Origin of the sequence: Actinomadura gamaensis, from assembly GCF_042652125.1 — a bacterium.
Lineage (GTDB): Bacteria > Actinomycetota > Actinomycetes > Streptosporangiales > Streptosporangiaceae > Spirillospora > Spirillospora gamaensis.
The window spans coordinates 13211-39192 of record NZ_JBHSIT010000011.1; the positions used below are offsets into that span (position 1 = coordinate 13211).

At 74.4% G+C, this 25982-nt stretch carries 17 protein-coding genes; 8 read left to right on the forward strand and 9 right to left on the reverse strand.

Translation table 11 applies throughout. The features are described 5' to 3' along the window. The first annotated feature begins 3 nt into the window (after positions 1-3). The 3 genes from ACFPCY_RS32190 (at position 4) to ACFPCY_RS32200 (ending at position 4985) form a co-directional block, all read left to right on the forward strand. Entirely contained in the window at positions 4-3363 is a 3360-nt protein-coding gene (locus ACFPCY_RS32190; RefSeq protein WP_378261503.1) for a BTAD domain-containing putative transcriptional regulator, read from the forward strand. A gap of 156 nt (positions 3364-3519) precedes the next feature. After that, complete coding sequence (locus tag ACFPCY_RS32195; RefSeq protein WP_378261505.1) at positions 3520-4296, forward strand: 2OG-Fe dioxygenase family protein; 777 nt, start codon at positions 3520-3522, stop codon at positions 4294-4296. A gap of 83 nt (positions 4297-4379) precedes the next feature. After that, positions 4380-4985, forward strand: a complete 606-nt coding sequence (locus ACFPCY_RS32200) for a hypothetical protein (protein WP_378261507.1) — start codon at positions 4380-4382, stop codon at positions 4983-4985. Positions 4986-5127: 142 nt separating this feature from the next. On the opposite strand, the gene ACFPCY_RS32205 is transcribed toward ACFPCY_RS32200, so the two are convergent. From ACFPCY_RS32205 to ACFPCY_RS32220, 4 genes are all read right to left on the reverse strand, one after another. Then, positions 5128-5928, reverse strand: coding sequence for a hypothetical protein (locus tag ACFPCY_RS32205; RefSeq protein ID WP_378261509.1), 801 nt, complete (start codon positions 5926-5928; stop codon positions 5128-5130). Positions 5929-5939: 11 nt separating this feature from the next. Next, positions 5940-6611, reverse strand: a complete 672-nt coding sequence (locus tag ACFPCY_RS32210) for an outer membrane protein assembly factor BamB family protein (protein ID WP_378261511.1) — start codon at positions 6609-6611, stop codon at positions 5940-5942. 42 nt (positions 6612-6653) lie between these two features. Next, complete coding sequence (locus ACFPCY_RS32215; RefSeq protein WP_378261513.1) at positions 6654-7436, reverse strand: GntR family transcriptional regulator; 783 nt, start codon at positions 7434-7436, stop codon at positions 6654-6656. Between the two features lie 176 nt (positions 7437-7612). Then, positions 7613-8860 (reverse strand): DUF6801 domain-containing protein, encoded by a 1248-nt coding sequence (locus tag ACFPCY_RS32220; RefSeq protein ID WP_378261515.1) that lies wholly within the window; start codon positions 8858-8860, stop codon positions 7613-7615. A 315-nt stretch (positions 8861-9175) separates the two neighbouring features. Between ACFPCY_RS32220 and ACFPCY_RS32225 the strand changes: the two genes are divergently transcribed. Continuing rightward, entirely contained in the window at positions 9176-9904 is a 729-nt protein-coding gene (locus tag ACFPCY_RS32225; protein WP_378261517.1) for a GAF and ANTAR domain-containing protein, read from the forward strand. 110 nt (positions 9905-10014) lie between these two features. Here ACFPCY_RS32225 and ACFPCY_RS32230 read toward each other — a convergent pair whose 3' ends face one another. Together ACFPCY_RS32230 and ACFPCY_RS32235 are read right to left on the reverse strand one after the other, a co-directional pair. Further along, the gene (locus tag ACFPCY_RS32230; protein WP_378261519.1) at positions 10015-10803 is read right to left on the reverse strand and encodes a GAF and ANTAR domain-containing protein; all 789 of its coding nucleotides are present in this window, start codon (positions 10801-10803) and stop codon (positions 10015-10017) included. 192 nt (positions 10804-10995) lie between these two features. Next, complete coding sequence (locus tag ACFPCY_RS32235) at positions 10996-11718, reverse strand: GAF and ANTAR domain-containing protein (RefSeq protein ID WP_378261521.1); 723 nt, start codon at positions 11716-11718, stop codon at positions 10996-10998. A gap of 271 nt (positions 11719-11989) precedes the next feature. On the opposite strand from ACFPCY_RS32235, the gene ACFPCY_RS32240 reads away from it, so the two are divergent. From ACFPCY_RS32240 to ACFPCY_RS32250, 3 genes are read left to right on the forward strand one after another with little or no spacing between them, the layout of a single operon-like run. Beyond that, entirely contained in the window at positions 11990-12820 is an 831-nt protein-coding gene (locus tag ACFPCY_RS32240; protein WP_378261523.1) for an ATP-binding protein, read from the forward strand. Next, positions 12813-14195: an RAD55 family ATPase gene (locus tag ACFPCY_RS32245; protein ID WP_378261525.1), complete on the forward strand. Its 1383-nt coding sequence runs from the start codon at positions 12813-12815 to the stop codon at positions 14193-14195. Before ACFPCY_RS32240 ends, ACFPCY_RS32245 begins: the two co-directional genes overlap by 8 nt. Before the next feature lie 31 nt (positions 14196-14226). After that, positions 14227-14496, forward strand: coding sequence for an STAS domain-containing protein (locus ACFPCY_RS32250; protein ID WP_378261527.1), 270 nt, complete (start codon positions 14227-14229; stop codon positions 14494-14496). Between the two features lie 14 nt (positions 14497-14510). Here ACFPCY_RS32250 and ACFPCY_RS32255 read toward each other — a convergent pair whose 3' ends face one another. Together ACFPCY_RS32255 and ACFPCY_RS32260 are read right to left on the reverse strand one after the other, a co-directional pair. Further along, positions 14511-15014 (reverse strand): hypothetical protein, encoded by a 504-nt coding sequence (locus ACFPCY_RS32255; protein WP_378261529.1) that lies wholly within the window; start codon positions 15012-15014, stop codon positions 14511-14513. A 256-nt stretch (positions 15015-15270) separates the two neighbouring features. Then, on the reverse strand, positions 15271-15891 hold the full coding sequence (locus ACFPCY_RS32260; protein ID WP_378261531.1) for a hypothetical protein: 621 nt from the start codon (positions 15889-15891) through the stop codon (positions 15271-15273). A gap of 98 nt (positions 15892-15989) precedes the next feature. Between ACFPCY_RS32260 and ACFPCY_RS32265 the strand changes: the two genes are divergently transcribed. After that, a complete protein-coding gene (locus tag ACFPCY_RS32265) occupies positions 15990-18179 on the forward strand; it encodes an MMPL family transporter (RefSeq protein WP_378261533.1) in 2190 nt (729 codons plus the stop codon). Here the strand turns inward: ACFPCY_RS32265 and ACFPCY_RS32270 are convergent. Continuing rightward, positions 18103-25923, reverse strand: coding sequence for an SDR family NAD(P)-dependent oxidoreductase (locus ACFPCY_RS32270; RefSeq protein ID WP_378261535.1), 7821 nt, complete (start codon positions 25921-25923; stop codon positions 18103-18105). The genes ACFPCY_RS32265 and ACFPCY_RS32270 overlap by 77 nt on opposite strands. Positions 25924-25982: the final 59 nt, after the last annotated feature.

A 25982-nucleotide genomic window follows, 5' to 3' on the forward strand; every position in this document is an offset into this window, starting at 1 on the left:
GACTTGGCGCGGTCCACGTACGATGTGCGGATCATGGTGTTCGTCCGGGTGCTGGGCGCGTTCGCGGCCGAGGTGGGGGGTGAGGACGTCCACCTCGGCGGGCCGCGGCAGCGAGGTGTGCTGGCGTTGCTGCTGGCGGCGCGCGGGCAGGTCGTGCCGGTCGATCGGATGATCGAGGACCTGTGGCGCGGCGAGCCGCCCGCGCGGGCGCTGATGTCCCTCCAGGCGTACGTGTCCAACCTGCGGCGGCTGCTGGAGCCCGGACGTCCGCCGCGCACGCCGGCCCGGCTGCTGGTGAGCGCGTCGCCCGGCTACGCGCTGCGGCTGCCGCCGGAGTCGGTGGACGCGTGGCGGTTCGAGGACCTGCTCGACCGGGCCCGCGCCGACCCCGACCCGCGCACCGCCCGGGCCCGGCTCACCGAGGCGCTGGCCCTGTGGCGCGGACCGGCCTTCGCCGAGGTCGCCGACGAGCCGTGGGCCGCCGCCGAGACGGCCCGGCTGAACGAGCTGCGCCTGGTCGCGACCGAGTTGCACGTCGCGGCGGGCCTGCGCCTCGGTGACCCGGCCGCGGTGGTCCCCGAGGCCGAGCGGCTCACCCGCGACGAACCGCTGCGCGAGGAGGGCTGGCGGCTGCACGCCCTGGCGCTGTGGAGCAGCGGCCGCCAGGCCGACGCGCTGGCGACGCTCCGCCGGGCCCGCGGCGTCCTCGCCGAGGAGCTCGGGCTCGACCCCGGCCCGGACCTGACGGCGCTGGAGGAGGCGATCCTCACCCAGCGCACGGACGTCATGCGCGAGTCCGTCCCCCTACCGCCGCCTCCACCGCCGCCTCCACCGCCTGCCGCGGCGCCAGTGCCGTTGCCGCCGCAGTCGGCACCGTTCGTCGAGGCGCCGTTGCCTCCAAGGTCGGCGTCGAGCGCCGACGCGCCGTTCGCCGAGGCGCCGGTCGTCGAGGCGCCGGTCGTCGAGGCGCCGTTCGTCGGACGCGAGGCGCAGCTTTCGGCGCTGGTCACGGCCGCCGCCGAGGCCGCCGCGGACGGGACCCGCATCGCGCTCGTCACCGGCGAGGCCGGGCTCGGCAAGTCGACGCTCCTGGAGCACCTCGGCAGGCGGCTCGAACGGGACGGATGGCTCGTCGCCGTCGGGCACTGCCCCGAGATCGACAGCGCGCCGCCCGCGTGGGCCTGGACGGAGGCGCTGGGAGCCGTCGCCGCGACCGCGCCCCCGGGCGAGTTCGCCGGTGACCTCGCGCCGCTGCTCACCGACACCGGGCCGGTGAGCGCCGACGCCACCGCCGGACGCTTCCGCCTGCGCCAGGCCGTGTGGAAGTGGCTCGCGGCGGTCGCCGCGGAACGCCCGGTCGCCGTCGTCCTGGACGACCTGCACTGGGCCGACGCCGCCACGCTGGAGCTGCTCGGCGGCGGCCTCGGCACGCGGGCCCCGATCCTGGTCGTCGCCGCCTACCGCGCGGACGAGAGCGGGCACCTCACCGAGACGCTGGCGTCCCTCGCGCGCGCCACGCCCCTCCGCCTGGCGCTGCCGGGGCTGGACGACGAGGCCGTCGCGGAGCTCGTCCGCACCGAGTGCGAGGCCGACGACGAGACCGTCGCCGGGATCGCCGAGCGCACCGGCGGCAACCCGTTCTACGTGCGCGAGAGCGCGCGGCTGCTGAACGGCGAGGGCGCGCTGGTCGCGCTGTCCGAAGTGCCGGAGGGCGTCCGGGACGTGCTGCGCCGCCGGCTCGCCCGCCTGCCCGAGGGAGGCGTGTCGGTGCTCCGGCTCGCCGCGGTCGCGGGCCGGGAGAGCTCGGTGGACGTCCTGGTCAAGGCCGCCGACGCCGACGAGGACGGCGTGATGGACGCGCTCGACGCGGGGGTCATCGCCGGGCTCCTGGACGAGCCCGCGCCGGGCCGGGTCCGGTTCGTCCACGCGCTCGTCCGGGACACGCTGGTCGCCGACGTCAGCCGGCTGCGCGCCGCGCGGATGCACGCCCGGATCGCCGACGCGCTGGAGGGCAGCGGCGACATCGCGGCGCTGGCCCACCACTACGCGCGCGCCGGGTCACCGAAGGCCGTCGGCTACTGCGTCCGGGCCGCCAAGCTCGCCGAGGCCCGCTACGCCCACGACGTGGCGGTCTGCCTCCTGCGCGACGCCGTCGCCAACTCGACCGGGCCGGACGAACGCGTCGAACTGCTCGGCAGGCTGCTGCGCGCGCAGATCCGGGCGGGAGCCGTCGCGGCCGCCCGCGAGACGCGCCGCGAAGCCGTGGAGTACGCCGAGTCCCTGGGCCGCGACGACCTGATGATCGCCGCGTTCACCGCGTGGACGGAGCCGACCGCCTGGCAGGCCCGCACCTACGGCACCGTGGACCGTCCCGTCATCGACCGCCTGAGCCGCCTGCTGAAGCGCGACCTGCCCCCTTCGGTGCGGTCCCGGCTGCTGACGGCGTACGCGAACGAACTGGTCGGCGAGGACGACCCGACCGTCCTGGAGGCGGCGCAGGAGGCCCTCGACCTCGCCACCGAACCCGGGGCGCGGGCCGCCGCGCTCTCGATCCTGGCCGAAGTCCACGGCGACGCGGAGTACTGCCGCCAGCTCGTGCAGATCGGCGTCGAACACGACCTGCCGGTGTACCGCGTCACCGGGCTGCTCGACCTCGCCGGCGTCGCCGCCGCCGCCAACGACCCGGTGACCATGCGCCGGGCGACCGCCGAGGCCCTGGAACTCGCGCGCGCCTACCGCATGCCCGAGGCGATCGCCGTCGCCGAGATCACGATGGCGTCCCTGGCGCTCATCGAGGGCCGCCACACCGACGCCGAACGCCTCTACCTCAAGGCCGACGAGGGTATGCAGCGCATCGGATCGGTCCACGCCGCGGGCTTCCTCCAGCTCGCCCTGGCCACGATCTGGCTGAACGACGGCACGCTCGGCGCGCACCTGGACGACGTGCGCGCCCTCCACGCCGTCCTCGCCCCCATGACGTCCGACCTGCTCGCGCTCGCCCTCCACGCCAACGGCCTGGACGCCGAGGCCCGCGAGGTCCGCGCGTCCTCCGGCCCGATCCGTCCCGACTTCTTCTTCACCTTCCTCACGACGCTGCGCGCGATGGCCGTCATCGCCCTGGACGACCGCGACTCCGCCGAGGAGGTCCACGCGACGCTGCTCCCGCACCGCGACGGCCCCCCGGCGGGCGCCGAGAGCATGTCGCTGGCGCTGCGTCCGGTCGCCCACACCCTCGGCGAGCTGGCCGCCTTCCTGGGCCGCGACGAGGAGGCCGCCGCCCACTTCGCCCACGCCGCCGCCATCGCCGACCGCTGGAACGCCCCCCACTGGTCCGCCGAAGCCCGCTCCCGAGCACGCCCCTGACCCCCTTGCGGATGGCGGCGAGCACCGTGACCGCGGAACCGTCGACGCTCAAAACCTGGTAGATCGTGCGCCGTCGTCCGATACTCGCGCCTCGCTGCGGGCACGGAAAGTAGCAAATCAACCACTTAACGTCCTAGAAACGCGGTGAGGGCGCCGGTGAGCGAGAGCGGTGATCTCAGAACCGACGGGTTCGCGCGCTACCGCGGCGCGGACCCCGAGTGGGCTTCGGCGCGGGAACTCGGCCTGAAGCAGCTCACCGAGGCCTTCGCCAACCTGCCCCACGACCCCTACGCCCCGGGCGCCGGGCGGTTCCGCCGTTACTCCCACGCGGTGTACCTGCCCTGGACCGGCGAGTTGTCGTGGATTCCCGGACGCCCCGACCCCGAGCACGGCTCGCTCACCGAGTACTTCCAGGACGACTACAACCCCGAATACCCGCAGACGCTGCGCTACTTCCCCGCCCTCCCCGCCGACCTGCGCGGCAACGCCCTGCTGAACCGGATGATCCGTTTCGACCTGGAGCGGGTCGGGTGGCTGGAGGAGTTGCGGCGAACCCCGGTGTGCTGCGGCGTGCACTTGGTGAAGTTGTCGGTGCGGGACCACCGGCAGGCCGCGGTGTCCTCCCCGAACTGCCTCCACCAGGACGGCGGCTCCCCGGCCGCCTTCACCTTCGCCCACCTGATCGGCTGCGACAACGTGCTGGGCGGGGAGAACGTCATCGCCTCCCCCGACAGCGCGGGACGGCAGCCCGACGACCTACCGTCCACCGCCGTCCTCGCCCGCTTCACCCTGACCGAGCCGCTGGACGCTTACGCCGTGCACGATCACCGCGTCAGCCACTACGTCAGCCCAGTCCGCCTGGGCGAGAAGCCGTCCGCCGGCGAACGCTGCGTGATCCTCATCGGCATCGCCCCCTTCGTCCCGCGCCCTTGAGGACATTGCCGATCATCGCGCGGCGATGTGGACGTTGTGTGATCATGACTGTTTCCCGCTGAGGCTGCGAGCGAGGAGCGAGCATGGGTCTGCACCGGTCCCGCCGGCTGGTTCTGAAGGAGTACGACTGCGCGGAAGCGTTCGCCGCGGTGGCGGCCGAAGGCGGGTGGCCGCCCGCCGGTGAGCTGGCCGCCGACCCCTCGGCGGGCATCCCGCGGCGTTCGTCGTGGCAGCTCGGCCCGGGGGTGTTCGTCACCCTGTTCCAGGCCCCCGAGCGGCGGATCGCGCACGTGGCGGTGATGAGCATGCTCGGCCGGGAGTCCGCCGCCCACCTGCTGCACCTGCCGATGGCGGGCCTGGAACTGGCCGGGCTGGAGGTGTGGAGCGACGAGGAGCTGATCGGCGCCGTGTCCGCCGCACCGGACGCGGGAGAGCACGCCACCGCCCTGGTCCGCGCCGGTCTCGGCGCCCCCGCGGAGATCGCCGAGCCCTGGGTGCGGACCTTCTTCGCCGCCGTGCGGCATCCCGCGGAGGAGGTGCGCACCGCCGGAATCGAGGCCATCATGCTCGCGGACTGGCCGCGCTTCGCCGAACTGCTCTGGGCCATGGCCGAGCAGGATCCCAGCAGAAGGATCAGGAAGCTGGCGAAGCGGAACGCCGCCGTCCTGGAGGCCCGCGCCGTTCAGTAGCCCGCCCCGGACGCGGCACCACGCGCGCCGCCGAGGTTGACGCACCGCCGGGACGGCGCGCTGGCGGATCATCGGACCGCGTCGAGCTGCGTGATCATCCTTCCCGGACGCGGTTGTGTTCGGACTGGCTCGTCCTTCGGATTCATGCGCCTGTCTCGCTGTAGCCGTGGTCGTAGTCGAGGTCCTCTAGGCGGCCGGGGTGGCCGGGCGGCAGGGGCGGAGCGGATAGCGGCGGGACCGACAGCGCGTCCCAGTCGATGCGCCGGTCGACCATGTGCGCCTCCAGGTCGAGGGTGTCCAGCGCCCGCCCGCCGACGACGGTGGTGAGGGTGAAGCCATCGGCGCCCAGACCGGCGGCGTCCCCGTCGTCCAGCTCCGGGTCCTCGCCCATCTCCTCACCGAGCAGGCGGAGCCACAGGTCCAGCGCCCAGCGCAGCTCGTCGGCGTCCGCGTGGACGAAGGTGACGACCGTGCCGCCGGATCCGGAGACGAGCGCGCATTCGGCCAGGTAATAGCCGTACTCGCCGGGCGGGGCGGTCGGCAGTTCGTTGCTGAACAGGTTGCCGAGCCGGGCCAGCCCGGCGCGGGCGGTGGGATCGTCCGGATGGGCCGCCAGCACATGGACGTACAGCCGCTCGGCTTCGAGTCGTCGGGAGGTGAGCGCGTCCCGGTCGCCCGGACGGGTGTCGCGAAGGTGGTGGATCTGCCGGGTCAGGCAGCCGGCCAGCAGATTGGCCGCGAGTCGATCCCCGGGACGAGCGCCGGCGACGGTCCGCAGCCGACGCTCTTCCGACCAGCTCTGCTGGAGGCCGCCGGCCCGGTCGAGGTCGGCCGGATCCACCGGCAGCAGGCACAGCAGCCGTCCCAGTTCGAGCGCGGCGTCCAGGTCCCCGGCCTCGGCGCCGGCCCGCAGCGTGTCCAGCCTCGCGTCAAAGATCGACATGCCCCCGCACCCTAACGCCCCGTCCCGGCTTTGGTGATCAGCTTCGGCGGGATGGCCGATCGATCGTCGGCGGCTCGGGTGCCTCGTCCATGGGCTAGCCGTTGACCTGCGGCGTTGTCGTGGCCCAGCACGGCCCCGTCTCGGGTGAAGGTGTGGACCAGACCGTCCGCCACCACCGGCGCGCCCACCGGCAGATCCGGCAGCGGACGGCTCCAGGCGACGGCCGATCGCCCGATGTCCACCGCGGTCAAGTCGTCGGGCTCCACCAACCACGGCGACCGTCCGGTCGCGGCGTCGAAGGCGCGCAGCCCTCCGGCCGACACGTTCCCCTCGTACCGGTCCGCGGCGACCATCACTCCGTCGGCGACCGCCACCGGCGCGTCGAGCACGTAGTCGTCGGTGGTGAAGATCTCCGCCATGGACGCCAGGTCCGCCGCGCCCAGCCTCCCGCTCTGCTGGAACACCAGGATGTCGCCGCACACCTGTACCGGCCGACCCTCCAGCTCGGGGAACGCGCCGTCCACGATCTCTCCGGTCCGCCGGTCGTGCGTCCAGAGATCGCCGTCGCTCTCGACGAACACCCAGCGGCCGCCGGCGGCGACTCCGGCCGCCGCCGCGGAATGCCGGTGCCGCCAGCGCTCGCGGCCGGACGCCGCGTCCAGCGCGTGCAGCACGCCGATCACGCAAAGGGCTCAGAACGCCCAGGCCCCCGCGGGACGGGTGAATCAGGGCCCGACGGACGGGGTGGTGAGGCGGGTGCGGAGGCGGTCGAGGACCTGGGCGTGCCAGTCCTCCAGAAGGGCCAGGGTCTGCCGGCCCAGCTCGACGTCGCCGGTCTCCATCGCGGTGACGACCTGGTCCCAGAACAGGAGGTGTTCGGCGGGGTCGCTGTAGAGGGGCTCCAGCACGTCCGGGACGTCGGCGAGGGTGCCGCCCATGGTGTTGAGGAGGCCGAGGATGATGCCGCCTCCGAGGGAGGCGTGGATCGTGCGGAGGATGTGCAGGACGCTGTGGTGGACGTCGGCCGCGCGGGCGGGACCGGTGCCGGCGAGCAGTTGCAGCTGGTTGACGGCGCGGCGCGCCGGGGCGGGGTCGAACGCGGACGGATCCTCCGCCAGCTTCATCAGGGCCGCCTGGTAGAAGAGCTGGAGCGTCTCCAGGATCTCCTTGACGTTCCTGACGGTCAGCTCGGGGAGGTTGCTGGAGAGGCGGAAGAGGTAGCGCCAGGTCTCGACGCCGCCGTACAGCCGGATGTCGCGGACGATGACGCCGGCTCCGTGGCGCGCCTCCACGAAGCCCGCGTACTGGAGGCGTCCGATGACCTGCTGGATCCGGGAGGGGCTCACGCCGTGCTCCTCGGCGAGCTTGCGGATGGACGGCAGGGTGTCGCCGGGCTTCAGCCGGCCGGACGCGATTTGAAGGGCGATCCGGTCGGTGATCTCCTCGACCGCGCTGCCTGCCACCACGCCGCTCCACCTGCCGTCCCGCGCCCGCAGCCGGGCGTCCACCAGCGTCGAGACAGTGTACGCACGGTGTTGGGCCGCGCCGGGCCGGGCCGCTGCCGACGCGTGGCCGGTGCAGCGGCCGGGTCGATGCCGGGGCGCGGCCGGGTCTCGGGGCCGAAGGCGGGCGGCGGGCCCCGGGAGCGGTGTGCGCTCCCGGGGCCCTTGCGGGCCGGTCCTGATCAGGTCACGGGGTTCTCGACCAGGTAGACCTTGGGGGACGGCGCGCCGCAGCTGCCCGTGGCCCTGGTGTCCCCGTTGAAGGTGAAGTCGGCCTGCGCCTCACCGAGCAGGACGGCGACGGACTTGGCCCCCTCGGCGGGCTGGAACGGCCCGGCGGTCAGGGTGCCGTTCACGGGCAGGGGCAGCACGACCTTCCTGTCGCGCACGAGCGGGATCTCGGGGATGTCGATGCCGGCCGCGGCGACGTTCTGGGTCGCCGGAACGCCTCCTTCGGTGACGAGGTCCAGCTTGGTGACCCTGCCCGAGGCTCTCGTGTAGCCCTTGTCGATGAGCTTGTTCACGGTCGCCGCGGGCAGTGTCAGCGCGCCGGAGGCGTCGGTGAAGGAGAACGAGCCTCCGCGCTTGACGGTGAGCGGGATGGTGGCGCCGACGCCGATGCCGATGTCCATGGGCTCGCCGTTCAGCGTGCACCGGTAGGGCGCGTTGATGATGCCGATCAGCTCGTTGGACGCCGGTTCGGGGTAGTTCAGCGGCGCCCCGGTGATCTTGCCGGGCAGGTGCCCGGCCCCGTCGCCGATCCCGAGCGTCAGCAGCGCGTTGCCCTGGGACGGCTTGCAGTCGGCCTTGATCGGCAGGCTGAAGCCCAGCTGCGACCTGAGCTGGACCTCGGCGACCGCGCTCTCGAACCGCAGGGTGGTGGCGCCGCTCTGGGCGGCCTTGAACGGCCCGACCTCGAAGGTGCCCTGCACCGGCAGGCCGACCTTGAGCGGCTTGCCCGGGTCGATCGGGATGTCCTTGATCTCCAGCGGCTTGTCCCTGGCGATGTTGATGGACGCCGGCGTCGAGGTGGTCGCGCCGATGCTCAGATCGGTGATCTTGGCGTCGGCCTTGTCCAGGCCCAGGATCGGCGCCAGGGACGTCAGCCAGGACGGGAAGGTGATGCTGCCCGATCCCTGGGTCAGCCAGAACTCCTGGCCCGGCCCGAGCTGGACGGGGGCGACGCCCTGCACGTCCACGTCCAGGGGCAGGTAGAGGACGGGCAGCGTGTCGGCGAGGGTGATCGTGCACGCGATCGGGAGCTTGAACCGGCCCGTGTCCACGCCGACGTCGGGCACGTTGCCGACCGGGAGCGCCCCGGCCGGGGGCATGGCGGTCAGCAGGGCCGCGCACAGTGCCGCGGCGGCGGTGACCGCGAGCGCGCGCGGACGCCGTGCCGCGCCACCGGGACGTTGCCGTTTCCATCTCATGGGGCGTGTCACCTCACAGGTGCACCGGGGTGCTTCGGGGGCTGGACCACCCACGGTGAAGCATGGGGCGCGGCCGTTCCACGCAGCGGACGACGAGTTGCCGACGACTGTTTAGCAACTGTATGCACAGTGAATGGTCAGTCCTCGGCCTACCGCGGACCCGCCCTGCGCCCACGCCCGGTCGAGGAGACGGAGAGGCGGCTGCCGCTGCGGGCGGCACCTCGATCGTCGGGTTGGAAGGTTTGGGCGAAAGGTTAGGGACGCCCGGAGCGCGTCACGGCGTGTAGCGCGCGCCGTGGCGGTTACGGTGCGGGTATGGACCGGCAGGAGTGGGCGTGGCGCCGTGTGGCCGAGTATGCCGCGGCGGGTGGGGGGCCGGTGTCGTTGGAGACGGTGGGCGCCGCGACCGCGGCGGCGGTGGACGCCGACGGGTACGGCGTCACGCTGGTGACGGCGCCGGGGATGCGGTCGCTGGCGTCCGCTTCGGACCCGGACGGCGCGTGGGTGGAGGAGGCTCAGCTCGCCTGCGGGCAGGGACCGTGCACCGACGCCTACGCGCGGCTGGCTCCGGTGCTGGTGCCCGACCTGGACGCGGCGGCGGACCGCTGGCCGGGGTACATCTCGCTGGTGGCGGGCCGGGGGGTGCGGGCGATGTTCGCCTTCCCGCTGGAGATGGGCGGGCTGCGCATCGGGGCGATGGACGTGTTCCGCCGCCGGACCGGCGGGCTGACGGAGGACCAGCGGGCCGATGCGCAGGCGTTCGCGGGCGTGGCCGCCGGGGTGGCGTTCCGCCTGCATCCGGCGCCGGCGACGCTGGCCGACGCGCTCGGGGACGCGCCGCCGCACGGTTTCCCGGCGGTCGTGCACCAGGCCGCGGGGATGGTGGCGGCCCGGCTGGACATGAACGTGACCGACGCGCTGGCCCGGTTGCGCGCCTACGCCTTCCTGCACGACACCGCGCTGACCCGGGTCGCCCGGCAGGTGCTGGGCCGCCGCCTCGACCTCGACCGCGACCCGGGCCCCGGCTCAGGCCCGCACCGATGACGCAGCAGGGACGACCAGGGCTCGGCTCAGGCTCACACCCGTAACCCGGCCAGGGGCAAGGCTCGGCTCGAGTCCGCAGCGATGACGCGGCCGGGACCGGGGACCAGGGGTCAGCTCGACTGCTCGGGGGCGGCGGACGGGGTCGCGCGGCGGGCCAGTTCGGCGCGGTCGGCGGGGTCCAGGGTGCGGGACGCGACGTCGCGGGCCAGGTCGGTCAGCCGCAGGTTGTGGGAGCGGGCGTGCGCGCGGAGGGCGGCGAAGGCCTGCTCCAAGGAGCAGTTGTGCCGTTCGGCCAGCACCCCCTTGGCCTGCTCGATCACCAGCCGGCTGTTGAGCGCGGTCTGCAGCTGCTCCGACAGGACCTGGCTCTCGCGGATCGCGCGTTCCTGCAGCAGGCCGATGGTGGCGATGTCGGCCATCGCCTGACCCACGTCGGTCTGCTGGCCGGTCAGCGCCCCGGGCCGGAAGCGGAACAGGTTCATCGCGCCGATCACTTCGTCGCGCAGCCGCATCGGCAGCGCCGACACCGCCCCGAACCCGGTGGCGAGGGCCTGCGGCGCGAACCGCGGCCAGCGGCGCACCGCCTCGGGCGCGGACAGGTCCGCGCAGTGCAGGGCGGTGCCGGTACGGAAGCAGTCCAGGCACGGGCCCTGCTCGTTCTGCAACTGGAACAGCTCCAGCAGCCGGGACTGCTCGCTGGAGGCCGCCATCATCCGCAGATGGCCGCGCTGGTCGGTCACCAGGATCCCGGCCGCGTCCACCCCCAGCAGCTCCACGCACTTCTCCGCCAGCTGCTGCAGGAAATCGACGACGTCGAACCCCGACACCAGCGTGTCGGCCAGCCCGACGAACGCCTGGGCCGCCCGCTGCCCCTGATCGAAGGACGGATCTGTGCTCACCGTCTCAGCCTACGCCCGCCACCGCCGCCTCGGCCGGGACACACCGCACCCGTCCTCGGCGTCCCGCCTCTGACGGCACACGACGAGCGACGCCGACCGCACCGCAAGCCGGCCGGGCGGCTCGGCGGCCAGGCGGCTCGGCGGCTCGGCGGCCAGGCGGCTCGGTGGCGGGGTGGCTCGGTGGCGGGGTGGTCAGCCTTGCGAGGACACGTCGGGAGTGAAGCGCAGCCGGCGCTCGATCACCTCTTGGGCCACCTGGGTGACGGGCACGCCGTGGGCGAAGGCGTGGGCGCGCAGCCGCACCATCGCGTCCTCGATCGGGCAGTCGAGCTGCTCGGACACCATTCCGGCGGCCTGGTGGAGTTCCGGGCCGAGCGCGAGCGACTCGGCGGGCAGCGCCTGCTCGCCGAGTCCCGCCTGCTCGTTGAGGAGCAGCGCCATGATCGCGTCGGCGAAGACCAGCGCGTCGGTGTGCTGGCCGGGGGTCAGCGGCGCGGGACGGTTGCGGCACAGCACCAGGACGGCGATCCGGGCGGCGCCGAGCAGCAGCGGGAACGCGAACACCGCGCGGACCGCGGTGTCCTGCGCCGTCGCGGCGAACACCGGCCACCGCCGCCGGTACTCGTCGCGGCGCAGGTCGGGCACCAGCACGGGCCCGCCGGTGATGACCGCCTCAGCGCTGGGCCCGTCACCGGTCATCAGCTCGGCTTCGAGCAGGTCGCGGCTCAGGTCGCCCGTCACGCACACCGGCTCCAGCCGGCCGCCCGCGATCAGCGACATGCCGACGCCGTCCACCGACAGCGCCCGCGCGCACGCATCGCACCCGTCCTGCGCCGAGATCGGTGCGCCCCGCCGCCGCGCTGACGCGGCGATCAGGCCCCACACCCTCGCCTCGCCCTCGCCGACCCCTGCCATGACCGCCCATCCGACTCCAGGAAACAACATCTAACCTACGCCCGCCGCCCTCTCCCACACTGCGCGACAAGCAAGGACCGCCGATCCGGGACGGCCGGTCGCGCCAGGGCGCGCGATCGCGCCCGGACGGCGGCGTCGGCGCTGGTCAACGCCGCGCTGCGCGGGAGGTGACGGGACGCTCTCCTTGCGGCCGTGCCGGCCGGCGGTGGCACCCCTGGTATGGGGATGGCGTCCGGGTTATCGTCGGGCGGGAGGGCCGAAGGGAGGCCCAATGATCGCTTCGTCGCCCGGCTCCGGGTCCCGCGAGCCGGTTGAGCATCTGTTCCGGGTGGGCGCCGGGGTGTTGGGCGACATCCGGGCCTTCGTCACCCGCCTGGCCGACGAGGCCGGGCTCGCGGAACGGGAACGGGAGCGGCTCGTCCTGGTCGCGCACGAGGTGTCGGCCAACGCCGTCGAGCACAGCGCCACCGAGAGCGTCCGCGTGCGGTGGGAGAACAGCGGCCGGGACGTGTGGATCACCGTCTCCGACGAGGGCGTCTTCGAGGTCGGCGGGGAGGTCGGTGACCGCGGCCGTGGCCTGCGGATCGTCCTCGGACTCGCCGACGAGGTCACGATCCGTCCGGGGCGGCGCGGCGAGCACGGCACCGTGGTGCGGCTGCGGGTGCCCGTCCACGCCGGGCGCGCGAGCGGGACGGCGGACGGGGCGACGGACGGTTCGGCGAACGGTTCGGGCCCGTCTCGGGTGCTCCTGGTCGACGGCGACCGCTTCTCCGTGCGATCCCTGTCCTCGTTCCTGGACGCCGAGGGCTACCCGACGGTGGTGGCGGCGTCGGCCCGGGCCGGGCGGGACGCGGCGGCGACGCGACCGCGGTTGGCGATCGTCGATCTGACGACGTCCAACGGGCTGACCGTCCCGCTCTGCGAGGACCTCACGCTGGCGGGGGTCCCGGTCCTGGCCCTGTCGATCCTCGCGCCGCCGGCGAACCTTCGGACGAGCCGTTTCCTGCGCAAGCCGGTGCATCCGCTGGAGGTGCTGGCCGTGGTGCGGATGCTGACCGAGCCGTCCCCGACGGGCGTCGCCCCGGATGTGCCGCATGCCTGACGGACGGCTGACCAGCGGGCAGTCCAGGCTCGACTCGATCCTCGGCGGCGGTCTGGTCAACCCGTCCATCGCCCTCATCGCGGGGCTCCCGGGCAGCGGCAAGACCGTGCTGGCCCAGCAGTACGCGTTCGCGAACGGCACCGAGCGGTTTCCCGCGATCTACCTCAGCACCGTCGCGGAGCCGCTGAGCAAGATCCTGTACTTCGGCGAGGCGCTCTCGTTCTTCGACCCGGCCCGGGTCGGCCGGTCGGTGCTGTTCGAGGACCTCAGCGGCGAGCTGGACGACAAGGGCCTGACCGGCGTGCTCGACCGCATCGGCGACCTGGTCGAGCGGCAGCCGTGCTCGCTGCTGGTCATCGACAGCTTCCGGGCGCTGCGCTACCGGGTGGTCGCCGAGCGGGAGTTCGAGGGCTTCGTCCACCAGCTGGCCGGCCGGCTGGCCGCCACCGGCACGATGGCGCTGTGGCTCGGCGAGTACCGGCGGGACGAGCTGGAGGGCTGCCCGGAGTTCGCCGTCGCCGACGCCGCCGTCCTGCTCGCCACCGAGGACTCCGGGCAGCGCGACAGCCGCGTCCTGCGGGTGCTGAAGCTGCGCGGCAGCGACTTCCGCTCCGGCGCGCACGCCTACCGCATCGAGGACGTCGGCCTCCGGGTGTTCCCCCGGCTCAGCGACATCGACGTGGGGCTGTACGAGCTGGGCGAACGGCGGGCGACGTCCGGCATCCCCGCGCTGGACGAGCTGGTCGGCGACGGTTACTGGCCCGGCTCGGCCACCCTGGTGATCGGCCCTTCGGGCGCCGGGAAGACGGTGATGGGGCTCCAGTTCATCTACGGCGGGGCGGCCATGGGCGAGCCCGGGGTCTTCGCCTCAATGCAGGAGAACCGCGTCCAGCTCGAACGCATGATCAACGGCTTCGGCTGGGACGCCGAGGGGCGGGACGCCGTGCTGCGCTGCGACTCGCCGAACGACATCTACATCGACCAGTGGTTCTACGAACTGATCGAGACGATCCGCGCGGTCGGCGCCCACCGGCTGGTGATCGACAGCCTCGGCGACCTCGCGGCGGCCTGCCCGGACGAGAAGCGGTTCCGGGAGTTCGTCTACACGCTGCTCAACCATTGCTCCCGGGCGGGCATCAGCGTCCTGCTCACCTACGAGTCGGCCGAGCTGTACGGCCACACCACGCTGTCCGAAGGCGGAGTGTCCCACCTGTCCGACAACGTGATCCTGCTCCAGTACCTGCGCGGCGACACCCGCGTCGGACGGGCGCTGACCGTCCTGAAGACCCGGGCGAGCCGTCACATCCCGCAGCCTCACGAATTCGACATCACCGGCGATGGCATCGACATCAAGGCACCCGTCAACGCGGTTTGAGGCCCGCCGGGACGACGCCCACCCGCAGACGGTGCACCTCATCGGCGAGCTGGACCTGGCCACCTGCGGCCTCCTCGCCGCCGCCCTCGACGAGGCGGCGCGCCCGGGCCGCGACCTCGTCGTGGACTGCGCCCGGCTCGACTTCCTCGATGCCGCCGGAATCGCCGTCCTGGTGCATGCGGCCGGGCTGATCGGCGAGGGACTGCTCTGGCTCGTGAACGCGCGGGCGGGCCCGGCCGAGCTCCTCGACCTCCTCGACCTGCCCGCCACGGTGCCCAACCTCCGCCGCGGCATCGCCTAGCTCCACCGCCGCCGTCACTGGGTCTCCTGGATCTTGGTGGCGATGCCGCCGTAGCGGAAGTAGACGGTGACGTTGTGCGGGGACGCCTGGACCCAGTCGTCCATGCCGTCGACGGTGCAGCGCATGTCGGGACCGGAGGGCGTCCCGTTGGGGCAGGTGCTGCCGGCGACGACCAGGAGCGTGTCGTCGGCGGTGAAGAAGGCGGTGTCGCCGACGGTGTACTTGCCGGAGGCCAGGTAGCGCAGCGGCCCCCACTTGGACTTCAGCTGCCGGGCGCCCTGGCGGATCGGCGAGTCGTCCTCGTTGCCGGGGCTGGACGAGGGGGCCCGGCCGGAGCCGGTGCCGGGGCCGGTCGGCTGGTGGGACCGGGTGGGCGCGCCGCTGGAGGGGGCGCCGTTGCCCGGAGCGGACGCGGTGGAGCCGGGCGCCGCGTCGGCCTTGCCGTTGACGTTGAAGTCGCAGGCCGACAGGCCGAGCGTCAGCGCCGCGGCCACACCGGTGAGCAGGATCTTGCGCATGCGGGGTGCTCCCAACCTCGGTGCACGGTCTCCGTAACCGTGCTGTACCGGGTGTGATGCGACCACCGTCCCGGGGGTTGGCGTGACCCGGCGTGATCAATCCGACCCGTCCGCGGCCGAACCCGCGCCCCGTTCCCGGCGTCTGGATGTCACGAGACCACCCGGAAGTTCGCGAAAGAGCGATCATTTTCGGGACGCGGGACGGAGCGGTGCCCGCATGGCCGCCTGACCGGTGCGCCGGGTGCTCCCGCTGCCTTCAGGTGATGGTGAGGCGGCCGGTGCCTTGGATGGTGGCGGTGCCGGTGAGGGCGCAGTTGGTGAGGCGGCCGGCGGGCGTGAGGGAGCCGGAGGCCCGGTGGCCGGCCAGGTGGCCGGAGGTGACGCGTCCGTTGAGCATGATCTCGGCGAGGGACGCGCGGCCCTGGCCGGTGGCGCTCAGGTGCGAGGTGGCGAGGCGGTGGCCGCGGGCGTCGTACCAGGTGATGTCCGCGCCGCCGCGGGGGCCGGCCGCGGTCGTGCAGCCGGTGCGGGCTCGGCCGCGGAAGGTCATGGTGCCGGTGGCGATGCGGGAACGGACCCGGCCGGACGAGGCGCAGTCGCGCAGGTTCAGGGTGCCGCTGGTGGTGACGGTGCGCGGCTGGAGCCGGACGGGCGGGCTGAAGGTGATCGGCCTGCCGGGCGCGGTGGACAGCGTGCAGGTCAGCACGGCGCTCTGATCCCGGTCGCGGGCGGCGGCCGGGTCCTGGGCGCGCGCGGCGGCCGGGTCCTGGGCGCGCGCGGCGGCGTGCGCGGGCGCTGCCGTGACGAGCGACGCGGCGAGCACGAACGCGGCGGACAAGACCGTACGGCGAGCATCGGGCCGGGGTGCGGCGGGCATGTTTCCTCCAACGTTCCACTACTGCCTGTGATTGAGCTTGTGCATGTTGTAACACGGGGTTGATTCCCGCGGGACGACGGGGAGCGCGAGGGGGACGCATGGCAGTGCGGGACGAGCGGGGCGCAATTCGCGGCCGGACGCGGCGGCGGGTTCTGTGGCGGGTCGGGGAGGTCTCGGCGCGGCGGCGCTGGACGGTCGTGGTGGTGTGGTCGCTGGTCGTGGCCGCGGCGCTCGCGGCCGTTCCGGGTCTGCTGGCCGGGTTGGGGACGCCGTCCTTGCGGGTGGCGGGCTCGCCGGCGGACCGGGCGATGGCGTCGTTGCAGCGGGGATTTCCGGAGCTGGGCGGCGAGCAGATGGTGCTGGCGTTCGCCTCCGACCGGTGGACGGCGGACGATCCGGCCTACCTGAACGCGGTGGGCGAGGGCCTGAAGGCGCTGGCGCGGCGTCCGGGCGTCGGGACGATGCAGTTCCTCCCGCGCGCGGCGGGACAGGACCGGCGGCACCTGTACGCGGTGGTCGGCCTGTCGGGAACCGAGCTGCAGAAGCAGCGCCGGCTCGGCGGCTGGCGCAGCGCGATCCAGGACGCGGCGCGCGTCGCGTCCGGCGGGCGGGTGGCGGTGTCGCTGGTCGGCGAGACGTCGGTGTTCGACCACGTCAAGCGGGCCGACCTGGCCGATCTGCGGCGGGCGGAGACCTGGGCGCTGCCGGTGGCCCTGCTGGTGCTGGCGGCCGGGCTCGGCGCGGTCGGCGCGGGCCTGCTGCCGCTGGTCGCGGCCGGGGTGACGATCGCGGTGACGTGCGGGGTGCTGGACGTCCTGAAAGCGGTCGGCGGCCTGCGGCCGGACACGATGTCGCTCACGGTGGCGGCCACGATCGGGCTCGGCCTGGGCCTGGACTACGCCTTGCTGCTGCTGTTGCGGCATCGCCGGACCCCGCGGCCGGGGGACGTCGCGGACACCGCGGGCCGGACGGTCGTGTGGTGCGCGGTGGCCGTCGCGGCCTGCGCGGCGACGCTGCTGCTGGTGGACGCCCAGGTCGTCCGGACGCTGGCGGTTCCCGCGGTGGTGAGCGCGTGCGTCGCGCCGCTGGTCGTCCTGACCCTGCTGCCCGCTCTGCTCGCCATCGCCCCGGGGCTGGCCGCGCCGCGGCGTAGGCGGTCCGCCGGGGATCCGGGTGAGTTCTGGGCGCGATGGGCTCGGCATCTGATGCGCCGTCCCGTCCGGTACGCGGTGGTCTCGGCGACCGTGCTGGTGCTGGCCGCGGCGCCCGTGGCGGGCATCGCGCCGGGGCTGGACTTCGATCGGGACGCGTTGCGCGGCACCGATCCCGGCGCGGGCATCGCCCGGATGGAGGGTGACGGCCTGGCCGGGGTCACCGTCCTGGCGCTGCCTCACCGGCCGGGCGAACCGGTGGAGGTGTCCGGGCTCGTGCAGGCGCTGCGAAGCGATGAGCGCGTGTCGGTGGCCGTGCCTCTGGACAACGGACGGGACGTGACGGCCGTTCTGATCGGCACCCGCGACGCCGCCGACCGGGCGCGCACGGCCGCGCTCGTCCGCGACCTGCGCGATCGCGCCTGGCTGGACGCCCGCACCGGTCTGCCGTCCGCGCAGCGGGTTCAGGTGGCGGGCGCGGCGGCGACCCTGGCCGATCTGCGTGCGGAGACCGCGTCCCGGCTGTGGCGGGTCGCGGCGGTCGTGCTGGGATTCTCGCTGGTGTTCCTGGTCGCGGCGATGCGCAGCGTGCTGCTGCCGCTGAAGGCCGTCCTGATGAACGTCCTGACGACCGGCGCGTCGTTCGGCCTGCTCACGCTGGTGGCGGACGCGGAGGGGCAGCGCGTGAACGTGCTGCTGCCGCTCCTCGTGTCCACCATCGTGTTCGGCCTGTCCCTCGACTACGAGGTGTTCCTCGTCCACCGGATCGCCGAGCACTACCGCGCGACCGGCGACAACACCGAGGCCGTCGCGCGCGGGCTGCGCGACACCGCCCGTCCGATCACGCTGGCCGCGGCGGTGCTGGCCGCGACGTTCGCGTCCCTGCTGACGGCCGACCGGGTCGAGATCCGCCAGCTCGGCTTCGCCGTCGCGACCGCGATCGCGCTGGACGCCACGCTCGTCCGCCTGGTGCTGGTCCCGGCGCTGATGCGGCTGCTGGGCCGCTACAACTGGTGGCTGCCCGCGGTCGCGGCGGGCTCGGCGACGCCGATCGCGGTCGTCAAGCGGTGGCGACCGGGGTCTCCTCCGGGTCGGGCGCGGCGGATGCTCCGGCGGTGGGCGCCGTCCCGCCGGTGAGGCCGAGCCGGGTCCGGACGATCCGCGCGACGTCGTCGATGGTGCCGTCGCCCGCCAGCAGCTCCATCGGCGGGATCTCCATCTCCGTGCGCTCGCGCAGCGCGATCAGCAGTTCGGCGGCCATCAGCGAGTCCAGGCCGTAGTCGGTCAGCGGACGCGCCGGGTCCAGGCGGGCCGGCTCGGTGTGCAGGATCTTGGCCATGACGTCACGCACGACCGCGACGATCTGCTCGTGCGCCTCCAGCCCCGGCAGGCCGGCCAGGGCCCGCAGCAGTTCGGCGCGCGTGGACCGGGTGCCCTCGGCGGCGGACTCGCACCGCACCGGGTCGAAGCGCGCGGCGGAGAACGCCGGTCCGAGCGAGGTCATGCGCGACCAGTCGTAGCGTCCGATTCCGGTGACGGCGGACGAGCCGCCGAGCACGTTCCCCAGGGCCGTGAGCGCGGTGGTGGCGGGAAGCGTCGCGGCTCCCAGCCGGGCCAGATGGTCGCTGAGGCCCTGGCGCTCGACGTAGCCGCAGTCCGCGATGGGCCCCCACTGCACCGCCAGGGCCGCCTTCCCCTGCCGGCGGCGGTGGCGCGCCACCGCCTCCAGGAAGAGGTTTCCGGCGTTGTAGGGCGCCTGGGCGGTGTTGCCGATGAGCGCGGCGCCCGAGGAGTACAGGACGAACAGGTCGAGGTCGAGGTCGGCGGTGAGGGCGTCCAGGACGGTGACGCCGAGCTTCGGCGCGAGGACGGCCGCCATCCGGTCGTCGTCCAGGCGGCACAGGAGGTCGTCGTCCAGGACCATCGCGGCGTGCACGACCCCCTTGAGCGGGTGGCCGCCGGCGTCGATGTCGCGCAGCACCCGTTCCATGGCCGCCGGGTCGGCCACGTCGGCCGCGTGGCAGGACGCGGTGACGCCCGCGGCGGCCAGGTCGGCGATCAGCTCCGGCGCTTCGGGGGCGGCGGCTCCGCGGCGTCCGACCAGGGCCAGGTGCCGGGCGCCCCAGTCGGCGAGCCGCCGGGCGGTGGCCGCGCCGAACCCGCCCAGCCCGCCGGTGACCAGGTAGGTCGCTTCCGCGTCCAGTCGCGGGACGGCCGGACGCGGGCGCACCGGCGGCGGGTCGGCCGGGTCCATCGCGACCACGACCTTGCCGACGTGCCGGGAGTGCTGCATCAGCGTGAACGCCTCCCGCACGCGCGCCGCCGGGAACACCGTGTGCGGCAGCGGCCGGTACCGGCCCTGCTCGATCCCCGCCCGGACGGCGGTGAGGAGCGCGGCGCGGTGGTGCGCGTCCTGGATCAGCGCGGTCAGGTCGACGGCGAAGAAGGCCAGGCTGTTGCGGAACGGCCGCAGCGGCAGCGGGCGGTCGGCGAAGAAGTCGCGCTTGCCCAGCTCGATGAACCGGCCGCCGGGCGCGAGCGCCTCCAGGCCGCGGTCGACCGCCTCTCCGGCCAGGGAGTTGACGACGACGTCCACGCCCCGTCCGCCGGTCACCCGCCGGGCCTGGTCCGCGAAGACCGGCGTCCGCGAGTCGCACACGTGCTCGACGCCGAGGCCGCGCAGCAGGTCGCGCTTGGCGTCGCTCCCGGCGGTGGCGATCACCTTCGCACCGCGCATCCGGGCGAACTGCAGCGCGGCCAGCCCCACCCCGCCCGCGGCCCCGTGGACCAGCACCCACTCCCCCGGCCGCAGCCGCGCCAGGTCCTCCAGCGCGTGGTGGACGGTCATGAACGCCGTCGGCAGCGTGGCGGCCTCCGCGAACGACATCCCCGGCGGGATCGGAGCCGCCGCCTCGGCCACGAGCGTGGCATGCGACGCCAGCGCGCCCGAGGTCACGCCGCAGACCCGGTCGCCGGGGCGCATGCCGTCCACGTCCGCGCCCACGGCCATGACGGTTCCGGCGCATTCCAGGCCCGGGCCCCGGACGCTTTCGAGCTCCTCCAGCGCCTCGCCCGGCAGCAGGCCGGTGACGCGCATGATGTCGCGGTAGTTCAGGGCGGCGGCATGGACCTGGATCTCCACTTCGCCCGGTCCGGGCGTCCTCCGGTCGCAGGCCTCCCATGCCAACCGGTAGGAGAGCCCTGTCGCGTCGATCCGCAGTTCGAAGGGCTCCCGGCCGTCCGTCCCCGGATCGGCGAACGACTCGTGCTCGGTTTCGCGCACCACGAAGCGTCCGCCGGAGGTCAGGACGACCTCGTCCTCCACCGCCCGCCGGACGCCGGACGCCGCGGCGGACGTTCCATCGGCAGAGCGCGGCTGCCCGTCCCTGGGCGCGGGCACGAGGTCGCCGGCACGCGCCGCCTGCTGGACGAGGAGTTCCCCGGCCAACCGGGCGGCATCGGCGGCGGGGTCGCCGAGGCGTTCCAGCGACAGCCGCCCGACCATCAGGTCAGGGTGTTCACCGCCGACGGTCCGCGCCACGCCCCAGGCGGCGGCGTCCTGCGGGTACATCGGCCGCTCGGGCTCCGGCAGCGCCCCGGAGGGACGCGTCACCAGCCACAGCGCGGACGAGTCGCCACGTCCGCCGTACGCGGTCGCCGCGGCGCGCAGCATCCCGGCCCGGTGCACCGCCCGCCGCAGCACGTCCGCTTCGCCATCGGCGACGCCGGAACCGGGCGGAGCCTCGCTCAGCAGCACCACAACGGTGTCCACGGAGCGATCTGCCGTCCTGCCGGACGCCGACCGCTTCGGCGCGGCGTGCCGCGGCCAGCCACGGGAGTCGGTGGTGGCGGTGAAGACGCGCACCTGCTCCGCGCCGGCCCGGAGCAGGGACGTCGCGGTGTGCTCGGCCAGGGGGCGCTCGGATGCGTCCTCCAGAGCGATCAGCCACCGTCCGCCCGTGGCGCGCACATCGTCCGCCGGCCGCGGTTCGGTCGCCGGTGGTAGTTCGGTCGTCGGCTGCGGTTCGGTCGCCGGCTGCGGTTCGGTCGTCGGCTGCGGTTCGGTCGTGGGCCCGGACGCGGCGGCGAGAGTGACGGACAACTGCCGGTAGGTCGGGGCTTCGGGCGGGTCGAGGCGGACGGCCTCGCCGAAGCCGCAGGACCGCAGCAGGCCGGGCCAGCGCCGCTGTTCCAGCAGCACCGACTCCGGACGCAGGTCACGGTCGCGGCGCTGCCAGAAGCCGTCGAGCATCCCGAAGATCGCGCTCATCAGGGCGGTGTCGTGCGCCTCGATCATCAGCAGCCGCCCGCCGGGCGCCAGCAGGGACCGCACCCCCCGCAGCGCCGCCGCCAGGTCGCCGGCGGTGTGCAGCGCGTTGGCCGCCACCACCAGGTCGTATCCGCCCGCGGTCAGGTCCTGGCCCGCGGGGTGGGCGTCGAGGTCGAACGTCCGGTAGTCGACGAAGTCGAAGGCGGCGAACCGGTGTTTCGCGCGGGCGAAGAACGCCGCCGACAGGTCGGTGAAGGTGTAGCGGGCGCGTTCGGGCGGCAGCAGGGGCAGCAGCGCGGCGGTGGTTCCGCCGGTCCCCGCGCCGACCTCCAGGACCCGCAGCGGCCGGTCGGACGGCCACGCCGCCGCGATCTGCTCCACCGCGGCGGCGGCGATCTGGTTGACCAGGCGGCAGAACGGCGCCGTGTCGTAGTACTGCTCGAACGTCTCCAGCGCCCCGCCGTCCACCAGGACCGACAGCGGCTCCAGCTCACCGCGCAGGAGCCGGGGCAGGTGCGCGGCCAAGCGGGACATCAGCAACAGGTGGGACACCTGGCCCGGGAAGTCCAGAGCCGCCCCGAAGAGGTCCGGGCGCGGGGTTCCGGTCAGCCGCCAGCGCCCGTCGCCGCCGTCCGGTTCGGCCAGGCCGTACCGCCGCATCCACGGCAGGTACAGCCGGGCGAACTCGCCCATTTCGGCGCGCATGCCGCGAGCGATCAGGTCGTCGACGCCGAACGCGGCGCCGGGTTCGGGCAGCAGTTCGGCGAACGCCGACGCGCTCGCGTGCGCGACGATGCCGATCGCCCGCTCGACCATCTCGTCCGCTCGGCCGTCCGATCGGCCGTCCGACGTGCCTTCCGACGTGCCGTCCGAGCGGCCGTCCGACCTGCCGTCCGAGCGGCCGTCCGAGCGGCTGTCCGACCTGCCGTCCGAGCGGCCGTCCGACCAGGCCGCGCAGTGCCGGGCGATCCGCGGCGCGGCGGCGTCCGCCAGGGCCGCGCAGCCGGGCAGCGGCGACGGCGCGGCGGCCCGGCCCGGGTAGGGCGCGGCCCGGAGGACGGTGCGCAGCCGGGCCGGACGGTCCGCGCCCCCGGAGAACACCCGCCGCAGACGGACGCCCTCCAGCACAGCGGCCACCGTGCCGTCCGCGTCGGTGACGGTGATGTCCCAGCACACCTCGGCGCGGGTCCGCGACCGCTCACGCACGTGCACGCCGCCTTCGGCAGCGGGCGCGCGCCAGATCCGGACGGCCGCGATGGCCGCCGGCAGGAGCCGGTCGCCGGCTGCGATCGACTCCGACAGCAACGGCGCACCGGCCTGCAGCACACCGTCCAGCAGCGCGGGGTGCACGGTGAAGGGACCGGCGTCGCCGGTGTGCCGGTAGGCCGCCAGGACCTCGCCGTCGCCCACGCACAGCCCGGTCAGCGTCCGGAAGGCCGGGCCGTACTGCAATCCGATGGCGTCCAGCCGCGCGTACTGGTCGGCGGCCGCGACATGGTCCGGACACCGGGCGGCGATCGCCCCGAGATCCACCGGATCGGGCCGGCCGCTGACGAGGCTGCGCGTCCGCCCGCGGGCGTGGACGCGCGGCTGCGAACCGGCCTCGTCGGTGCTGGTGATGGTGACCAGGCCGTCGTCCGCGGAGAAGCCGGTCTGGAGCCCGACCCGTCCGGCGGCGTCCCAAGGGATCATCAGGGGCCGCGCCACGTCCAGCCACAGCAGCTCGACCGGGCCGCCGAGCACGCGGTTCCCGGCGGCGAGCGCCATCTCGACGTACCCGGTGGCCGGGAAGATCACCGAGCCGTGGATCCTGTGGTCGGCCAGCCACGGCGCGAGCGCCGGTTCGACGGCTCCCTGCCAGGACGGCTCGGCGGACGGCAGGCGCTCGCCGAGCAGCACGTGGTCCAGCCGTCCGCTGCCGCTGGAGCGCACCCAGTCGGTCGGCGTGCCGCTCCAGTGCCGCTCGCGCCGCCACGGGTAGGCGGGCAGGTCCGCGACCCGGCCGGCAACGGGGAAGAAGCCCGCGGTGTCCACCGCGCCGGCGGCGATGAGGCGGGCGAGGGTGCCGCGCAGCGCGGCGGGGCCCGGCTTGTCGCGATGCAGCGTCGCGACCAGGGACGGCTTCCGGCTGCGGGTGGAGCGCCGGAGGTAGGTGCGCAGCACCGGCTGCGGGCTGACCTCCACCAGGACGTCCACGCCGAGCCGCATGGCGTGCTCGACGGCGTCGGTGAACAGGACCGGCCGCCGCATGTTGGACCACCAGTGCGCCGCGTCCAGGGCGGCGGCGGAGTCGATGGGCGCGCCGGTGACGGTCGAGATCAGCGTCGCGGACGGTCCGTCCGCCGCGCCGGACGGTGCCCAGCCCGCCAACCCTGCTTCCAGCACCGGACGGGCGGCGTCCATCGCCGGCGAGTGGAACGCGTAGCCGAGGTCCAGGAACCGGTGGAACACCCCGCGCTCCGCCAGGTCGCCTGCGAGGCGTTCGAGTTCGTCCCCGGGACCCGACACGGTGACGTCGGAGGGACCGTTGACCGCCGCGACCGCCACGCCCGGATGGCCTTCCGCCGCTTCCTCGGCCTCCTCGCGGCCCAGGGCGACGGCCATCATCCGGCCCGATCCGGCGGTGGTGGCCTGCGCGGCGCTGCGCGCGGCGACCAGCCATGCCGCCTCGTCCGGCGACAGCATTCCGGCGGCGTAGGCGGCGGCGACCTCGCCGATGCTGTGGCCGAGCACCACCTGCGGCGCGACGCCCTGCGCGCGCAGCACCGCCGTGATCCCGGCCTGCACCGCGAACAGCAGGGGCTGGGCGACTTCCGTCAGCTCCAGCCGCCACCCTTCCGCCGGACGGCGCAGCTCTTCGAGCACCGACCAGCCGATCCGAGGCGCCAGCGCCGCGTCCACCGCCGTCACCTCGTCCAGGAACACCGGATCGGCGTCCAGCAGATCCGCGCCCATGCCGGCCCACTGCGCCCCGTTCCCGGCGAAGACCAGCCCGACCCGTCCCGTTTCGGCGACCTCCGCCGGAGCGGGCGGATCGGCGAGGAGTCTCACGGCTTCGCCTCTGCCGGACGCCAGCACCACGACCCGATGCCTGTGCAGACCGCGTCGCCGCGCGGCGGTGTAGGCGAGGTCGTAGAAGTCATCGTCGGACGCTTCCCGGAGCGCGGCGCACATGCGTCCGGCCGCCTCGCGCGCGGCCTCGACCGTCCGTCCCGACGCGATCAGCGGCACCCGGCCCCGGCTCGCGCGCGTCGGTAGCGAGGGAGTCGGAGCTGCCGAAGAGGTCGGGGATGCCGAAGGAGTCGGGGGTGCCGAAGGGGCCGGGGGCGTGGTGAGCAGGACGTGCGCGTTGGCGCCTCCGAAGCCGAAGGAGTTCACCCCGACCACCGGACGCTCGCCGACGAGTTCGCGCTCCCGCAGCGGCGGTTCGAGCCCGAGTTCCTCCCAGCCGATCTCGGGATTGGCCGGCGAGGCGTTGGGCGAGGCCGGGACGCGCCGGTGCCGCAGCACCACCAGCGCTTTCAGCAGTCCCGCGATGCCCGAGGCCGGTTCCAGGTGCCCCAGGTTGGCCTTCACCGACCCGATCGGCAGCGGACCGCCCCTGCGCGCCGTGCCGATCGCCTCGCCGATCGCGCGGCACTCGACCGGGTCCCCGGTCTTCGTTCCGGTGCCGTGCGCCTCGAAGTACGCCACGTCGTCGGGCGCGATCCCGGCCCGGGCCAGGACCTGGCGGAGCAGTGCGGCCTGGGCCTCGGCGGACGGCAGCGCGACACCGGTCGTGCGGCCGTCGCTGTTGGTGCCGCTGGCCAGGACCACGCCGTGGATCCGGTCGCAGTCGGCCAGCGCGTCCGGCAGCCGCTTGAGCACCACCACCCCGCAGCCCTCGGCCCGGACGAAGCCGTCCGCCCTCGCGGAGAAGGGCGCCGAGCAGCCCGACCGGGACAGCATCGTCGCCTGCGAGAACCCGACGTAGTGGCCGGGCGAGAGCAGCGCGTTCACGCCGCCCACCAGCGCCACCCGTCCGGAGCCCGCCGCGAGCGCCGCGCACGCCCGGTCCAGAGCCACCAGCGAGGACGAGCACGCGGTGTCCACCGCCATGCTCGGCCCGCGCAGATCGAAGAAGTGCGACAGGCGGTTCGCCGCGATCGACGACGCCGCGCCCAGCATCGTGTAGGGGTTCACCGCCAAGGGCCGGTGCAGTTGAAGAGCGCCGTAGGACGTGTCGCTGACCCCGACCAGCACCGAGGCGTCCGAACCGGCCAGGACGGACGGGGCGATCCCGGCGTCGTCCAGTGCCTCGACCGCCGTCTCCAGCAGCAGCCTGTGCTGCGGGTCCATCTGCGCCGCCTCCTTCGGCGAGATCCCGAAGTAGCCGGCGTCGAAGAAGGCGATGTCGTCCAGGAACGCGCCCGCGGCGGTGTAGGACTTGCCCGCGCGCGGCATCGCGGCGTCGGTGAACCGCTCGGCCTCGAACCGGTCCGCGGGCACCCGGCCCACCATCACGCGCTGCCGCTCCAGCGCGTCCCACAGGCCGTCCAGGGTGGTGATGCCGCCCGGCAGCCGGCACCCCACGCCCACGATCGCGATCCGTTCCGCCGCGTCCCCGCCCATGACATCCCCCGAACCCCGGCCGGCGCCTGCTGATCAGGCTCCACGGGACCCGCCGGAAA